At 56.6% G+C, this 6116-nt stretch carries 6 protein-coding genes; 4 read left to right on the top strand and 2 right to left on the bottom strand.

What is annotated here, in order from left to right:
- Positions 1-207: 207 nt before the first annotated feature.
- Positions 208-1794, top strand: a complete 1587-nt coding sequence (locus WW58_RS02315; protein ID WP_143247037.1) for a SecDF P1 head subdomain-containing protein — start codon at positions 208-210, stop codon at positions 1792-1794.
- Here the strand turns inward: WW58_RS02315 and WW58_RS02310 are convergent.
- Complete coding sequence (locus WW58_RS02310) at positions 1715-2944, bottom strand: acyltransferase family protein (protein WP_257227972.1); 1230 nt, start codon at positions 2942-2944, stop codon at positions 1715-1717. The two genes, WW58_RS02315 and WW58_RS02310, sit on opposite strands and share 80 nt — an antisense overlap.
- A 54-nt stretch (positions 2945-2998) precedes the next feature.
- On the opposite strand from WW58_RS02310, the gene WW58_RS02305 reads away from it, so the two are divergent.
- Positions 2999-4645, top strand: a complete 1647-nt coding sequence (locus tag WW58_RS02305; protein WP_012421166.1) for a fumarate hydratase — start codon at positions 2999-3001, stop codon at positions 4643-4645.
- 206 nt (positions 4646-4851) lie between these two features.
- Here the strand turns inward: WW58_RS02305 and WW58_RS02300 are convergent, their stop codons facing one another.
- Positions 4852-5277, bottom strand: coding sequence for a DnaB-like helicase C-terminal domain-containing protein (locus WW58_RS02300; protein ID WP_046435097.1), 426 nt, complete (start codon positions 5275-5277; stop codon positions 4852-4854).
- A 100-nt stretch (positions 5278-5377) separates the two neighbouring features.
- Between WW58_RS02300 and WW58_RS02295 the strand changes: the two genes are divergently transcribed.
- Complete coding sequence (locus tag WW58_RS02295) at positions 5378-5674, top strand: hypothetical protein (RefSeq protein ID WP_046435096.1); 297 nt, start codon at positions 5378-5380, stop codon at positions 5672-5674.
- Positions 5675-5676: 2 nt separating this feature from the next.
- Positions 5677-6042: a hypothetical protein gene (locus WW58_RS02290; protein ID WP_046435094.1), complete on the top strand. Its 366-nt coding sequence runs from the start codon at positions 5677-5679 to the stop codon at positions 6040-6042.
- Positions 6043-6116 lie beyond the last annotated feature (74 nt).

Genomic DNA, 6116 nt, shown 5'->3' with positions numbered 1-6116 from the left:
CCGCCCTTTTCCACCCGCCGCAAGCCGCGGCAATAAATCCTGGAGGACATGGCATCCCGCTGATGTCCCGCCTGCCTGCCGGCTTCCGCCAGCGTGCTGTTCCGCGGAGGGCTTCCCCAGGCGCCGGGAACACCGATCTCCTTTGTTGTGCGCCGAATCAACTTTTCTCTTGCTTGCCGTTCTCCAAAAGTTCTATTTCCGTTGACTGTGAGTCAATTATTTTATCTACTGCTTTTTCCCGCCTTTTGTTTCCCGCTTTCGGCCCGCGCGAAAGCGGTTCCGCCGTCTGTTCCCGCCGTCTCCGTCAGGATGGTGCATCCGGACAGCCAGGAGCTGGACCGGGAAAGGAGCCCTGTTCCGGAAGGATACACGCCTTATACATACGAATTCCGCGACCGCCATGGAAAAATGCAGCGGGAACGGCTGTTCCTGAAAAATACCCCCATCATCACGGAATCGGAAGTGGAACAGGCAAGAATTGAGCCGGAGAGAAGAGAATGCCTCCACATCACCCTGAATACACAGGGCGGAAAAACCATGAAAGCGGCAACCTCCGCCATGAATCTGGGCCGCGACAGGCTGGCCCTCGTCGTTCAGGGAAAAATCAAGTCGGCCCCCGTGGTGCAGGCCGTCATATCCCGTACTTTTGAAATCTCCGGACTGGACGGAAAAAATGAAGCCTCCGGACTGGCGGAACTGCTCAACCGGCAGGCACCCACAGAAAAAAACACACCCTTCATTCCACAGGATCTGGCCCTGTACGCCGTCCATCCGGAAAGCCGCCGTCTGGTGGAAGAAGGAGTCCTCCGCGTACCGGGCTTCAGGCTCTGGAAGCTCCCGGCGCACCGGCAGGAAAAAACGGGAGAGGAAGAATATCTGTTCCTGGGGAATTCTCCCATCATTTCCGGAGACTGCGCCAGACATGCGGAGCCAGATATGGAACATCCGGGAAGCCTGGACATCACCTGGAACGAAGAAGCATTCCGTAAACTGGAGCGGGCATCGGCCGGACTACGCCCCGGCAAGGACAGGATTGCTGTCGTTCTGCGCGGAACCATTCTGTCCACCCCCTTATTCCAGGGAATGCCTTCCCGCACCACTCTTATTCCCGGTCTGGGGGATGACAGCCGGCTGGATGCCCTGTGCCGGGCCATCAACAACACCCTTCTGCCGCTGACGGAACAGCAAAAACGGCATGTGAGGGAAAACGTGGCTCTTTATCCCATCCATCCGCGCAGCCGGGAATTGGAACAGCATTTTCTTCCGGAACTTCTGCAGGGAAAATCCATCCGCCTGAAAAGCGGATTCCGTTCCATCCCCTATACCTGCCCCGATTTCCCGAACCCCGTCCGGACCTATGTCTTCATCCGCCCGGAATCCCTCATTGGGCCGGAGGACATTCAGGAGGTGGAACGCGACCAGGGTGGAACAATCTCCTGCCAACTTCTGCCCGGGGCATGGGAAAAAGCGTTTGCTTTCATGAAGGCAAACCCTGCGGGCCAGGTGGAGACGGCAGTTGTTTTCCGGGGGAACATGCGCCTCCGGTTTGAAATCAAAAGATTCTCCCTTCAACTGTGGGGGATGCCTGTGCTGGATTCCATCCAGCCAAATTCTTTCATTTACCTTCCTGAGCCGGAAGAAGAGCAACGGATGTACCGGGAGTCCTTTCACCTGGCAATCTACGGCTTCCTGGAACCCGTTTGCCCGTGGTTCTTTAAAAGCTCTCCCGTGTTCCGGGCATGGGGTTCCCGGCGTCCCTTTCTGATGATTGACTCATCCCTGAAAGGCCCCTGATTAAAGGAATCGTTTCGTCGCACGCGCCATGCTGCGCTTGCCGCCGGCCGGTATTTTTCACATGGGCCAGATACGGCAGAAGGAACGGGGCAAAACGTTTCAGGGCAAAATAAAACAGGACGATGGCCGCAAACACCAGCAACGGCGTGAAGAAGGCGAACAGGCTGGATTTCATGGCGGGAGGCAGGAAACCGTAAATGGGCCAGTGCAGCATGAACGTCAGAAAGCAGGCGGGAGCCAGCAAAGCTATTTTCGCAGACAGGCCGGGCAGGTGCTTTTCCATCCAGATGCCTGCGTACATGATCATCATGACACCCAGAAGCATGCCAATGGCCGTCTCTTTCCACAGGGGGATCACTCCGGCGGAATACAGCGCTATCAGTACAACGGGCATAAAAATGCTTACCCAGAAAAAAATGCCGAATTTTTTATTCATCAACAGATGAATGTCGTCAATCCGCCGGGAACTGAGCGCAACGCCCAGCAGGTAAAAAGCACAGGTTCCAATGGAAATCGTCTCCGTGTGGTCCGGGGCCGTGTTGAAGAAACAGAAAAAGAGGAGCACCGCAGGAAACAGCAGGATTTTGACGCGGACCAGAAGAGGCGTCAGCAACGTGAGAATGATAATGTCCCTCAGGAACCAGGAAGGGCCGATGGGGGGAACGGCATGGGAGTCATCTGCGGAGAAAAGGTTCATGCCCGGAAGAAAGACGTCCCGGATACCAATTAAATTCTCAAGGCGGAAGGAAGCGCCGTCATGAGGCAGGACAAGGAACACGTACAGTACATTCCAGAACATGAACGGAATAAACAGCCAGAAAGCCCGGTTAAAAGCCTTGTTCCAGGTGATGTTCCTGCCCAGGAAGTACCCTGCCAGCACCAGGAAAAACGGAACCCTCCCCAGGTAAAAGAGATGGAGGCTCACCGCCTGGAGAAAGGGGGAGGACAGGTGGACGTACATGATCAGAAGGGCTGCAATAACCCTTGATACGTCAATCCATAAGACACGTTTTGATGGGGGGGGTAAGCGTGTCAAGAATCGGAGGCTGGTTTTGGGAGTTATACACTTAAGCGGGGAAAAAGTAATGCAGGCGGGCGTCAAAGTCAAGTATCCGGAACCTTTTCGGGCATGGGCTCCGCATGGGGGCATCCCTGATTTTTTTGCTCGAACCGGATTCGGAGCTTCGCTATATTGGCTCCCGTTATGGCAACACCGGATTTTCATTATCAGGATCCTTTTCCCATGGAAAAGGACGACACCCAATACCGTCTCATCACGTCAGACTATGTGAGCGTAGGCGACTTTGAAGGACACCCCATGCTGAAAGTGGAACCGGAGGGACTGCGCCTGCTGGCAGCGGAAGCCTTCCATGACGTGGCCTTTTTCCTGCGCCCCGCCCACCTGAAGCAGGTGGCCGCCATTCTGGACGATCCGGAAGCCAGCGACAATGATAAAAGCGTGGCCCTGACGATGCTCCGCAACGCGGAAGTGGCGTCCGCCGGCATCCTGCCCTTCTGCCAGGACACAGGCACCGCCACCATCGTAGGCAAGAAGGGCCAGCAGGTATGGACCGGCTGTGACGACTGCGAACAGCTTTCCCACGGCGTTTACGACGCCTATACCCAGAACAACCTGCGCTATTCCCAGACGGTGGCGCTGGATATGTACACGGAGAAAAACACCGGCACCAACCTTCCCGCCCAAATTGACCTGGAAGCGGTGGAGGGCATGAAATACTCCTTCCTGTTCGTCGCCAAGGGCGGCGGCTCCGCCAACAAAACTTACCTTTACCAGGAAACGAAGGCCCTGCTCAACCCGGCCACGCTGAAAAAGTTCCTAGTGGAAAAGATGAGTACTCTGGGCACGGCGGCCTGCCCTCCCTATCACATCGCTTTCGTCATTGGCGGAACCTCTGCGGAAAAATGCCTGAAGACCGTGAAGATGGCTTCCACGAAGTACTACGACAATCTGCCGACTACGGGGAACGAACACGGCCGCGCCTTCCGTGACCTGGAACTGGAAAAGGAACTGCATGAAGAAGCGTGCAAACTGGGCCTGGGCGCCCAGTTCGGCGGCAAGTGGTACGCTCTGGACGTGCGCGTTATCCGGCTGCCCCGCCACGGCGCCTCCTGCCCGGTTGGCCTGGGAGTCTCCTGCTCTGCGGACCGCAACGCGAAAGCCAAGATCACGCCGGAGGGCATCTTTATTGAACAGCTGGAAACCAACCCCGGCCAGTATATTCCGGAAGCCCTGCGCATGACCTCCAGCGAAGCTGTCTCCATTGACCTGAACCGCCCGATGAAGGAAGTTCTGAAAGAACTGGGCAAGTACCCCGTCACCACGCGCCTGAGCCTGAACGGCACCATCATTGTGGCGCGCGACATCGCCCACGCCAAGCTGAAGGAACGCCTGGAAAAGGGCGAAGGGCTGCCTCAGTATATGAAGGATCACCCCGTGTACTACGCCGGCCCGGCCAAAACTCCTGAAGGCTACCCCTCCGGTTCCTTCGGCCCCACGACCGCAGGCCGCATGGATTCCTACGTAGACCTGTTCCAGGAAAACGGAGGCTCCATGATCATGATTGCCAAGGGCAACCGCAGCCAACAGGTAACGGATGCCTGCCGGAAGCACGGCGGCTTTTACCTGGGCTCCATCGGCGGCCCGGCCGCCATTCTGGCCAAGAACAACATCAAAAAAGTGGAACTGCTGGAATACCCGGAACTGGGCATGGAAGCCATCTGGAAAATTGAAGTGGAAGATTTCCCCGCCTTCATTCTGGTAGATGACAAGGGCAACGATTTCTTCGCGAAAATCCGCGAAGGATGGGCCTGCGCCGGTTGCGGGCATTAAGCCTGACCCGGAAACAAAATGATTCGCGGCCGGAGTCCTTCGGGGCTCCGGCTTTTTAATGCTCCGGTCTCGCTCCTTCCTCCCGGTTCGGACGGCGTGAATATCCGGTGTGACCAACCATAAATGACGGTAAGGGTGAATCCTTAAATCATCGTAAGGGTCAGGAGGTGGGGAAAGAGAAAGGGTCAAGTGTCCCACATGGGACACTATTTTTTTTCAGGTTCGCGGGTGGAGAAGCGCATGAGTTCCGCCTCAAAGCGGAGCGGAATGTCCCCGGTGGGGCCGTTGCGGTTCTTGGCGAGGTGCAGGTTGGCCTGTCCGGCCAACTGCTGCCGCTGGTCCTCGTCGTCGGCGTAGTAGTCGGAGCGGTAAAGCAGGCCGATCATGTCCGCGTCCTGCTCGATAGAGCCGGATTCCCGCAAATCGGACATGCGGGGAATCCCGGCTTCTTTCCCGGCGCGCGTCTCCGGTCCGCGGTTCAGCTGGGCCAGCACGACGACGGGAACCTTGAGTTCCTTGGCCAGGGCTTTCAGGCCAGAGGATATTTCCGCGACTTCGCGTTCCCGGCTGTTGGCCGCCTGTTTGGAGTGGGAACGCATCAGTTGGAGATAGTCCACGCCGATGACGGCCAACTGAAATTCTTTCTATGGGAATTCAGCGCATGCTGGAATCTCCTGTTGACTTCCAGCGTCAGGGCCCCGAATTCTACAACTTCATCAAAGCTCAGTTATCATGATTTTAACCCGCTCAGAACTTGCCAAAATGGCTGAACTTTTTGACGCGCAGGAATTGCCTGACACGTTCCCGGACGACCTGGAATTTTCCTTCCTGGAAGTCCTGGCCCCGACAATGACCTTGAAGGACTATCTCGCCATGCCGGAGCAGGAGCGGCGCAAATGGTGGATTAGCAGCCAAATCATGGAGCCAATCCCCCTGACCGGGCCGGACCCGGAAACGGGGGAAGATCTCTTTGTTACCGGATTTTATTTCGAGCCTGTAGCCCCTAACATCCCTGACCGCATCTATTAACCATGACCAAAGCAAAGCAACTCATCCTTCCTATTTCCTACCCGGACAGCGGACGCTGGTATGCTCCCGTCCGGAAAATCAAAATCGACGAACGGACGTACGCCCTAAGGATGGGGGAACCTGTCCAGCTGGGTACCGTCAAAGAGATTGAAAAAGAATTCCGGGTGGGCCGCCGCGTGCTGGCCCGCCTGGCGGACATTGGCGTCATTGAGCGGGTGCGCCCGTCTCCTTTTCAATCTATGTACTACTTTGCGGACATTGCCGCATTCCTTGAGCGGACGCGGACGGCCCCGGCGTTCTGGTCCTCCGTCCGCCGGGAGGCTTATCTGAACGGACCTTCTCCGCAAGATGCCTCCCTCCGGTTGTAATCTAACATTTTTTATCCTGGCCGCGGCGTGAAAGCCGCGGCCTGTTTTGTGCCATCATGCGAGCATGTTTTCAC

The sequence above is a fragment of the Akkermansia sp. UNK.MGS-1 genome, from assembly GCF_000980515.1.
GTDB lineage: Bacteria > Verrucomicrobiota > Verrucomicrobiia > Verrucomicrobiales > Akkermansiaceae > Akkermansia > Akkermansia muciniphila.
The sequence above is the reverse complement of the archived record's forward strand: the minus strand, read 5'-3'. Positions and strand labels throughout refer to the sequence as shown.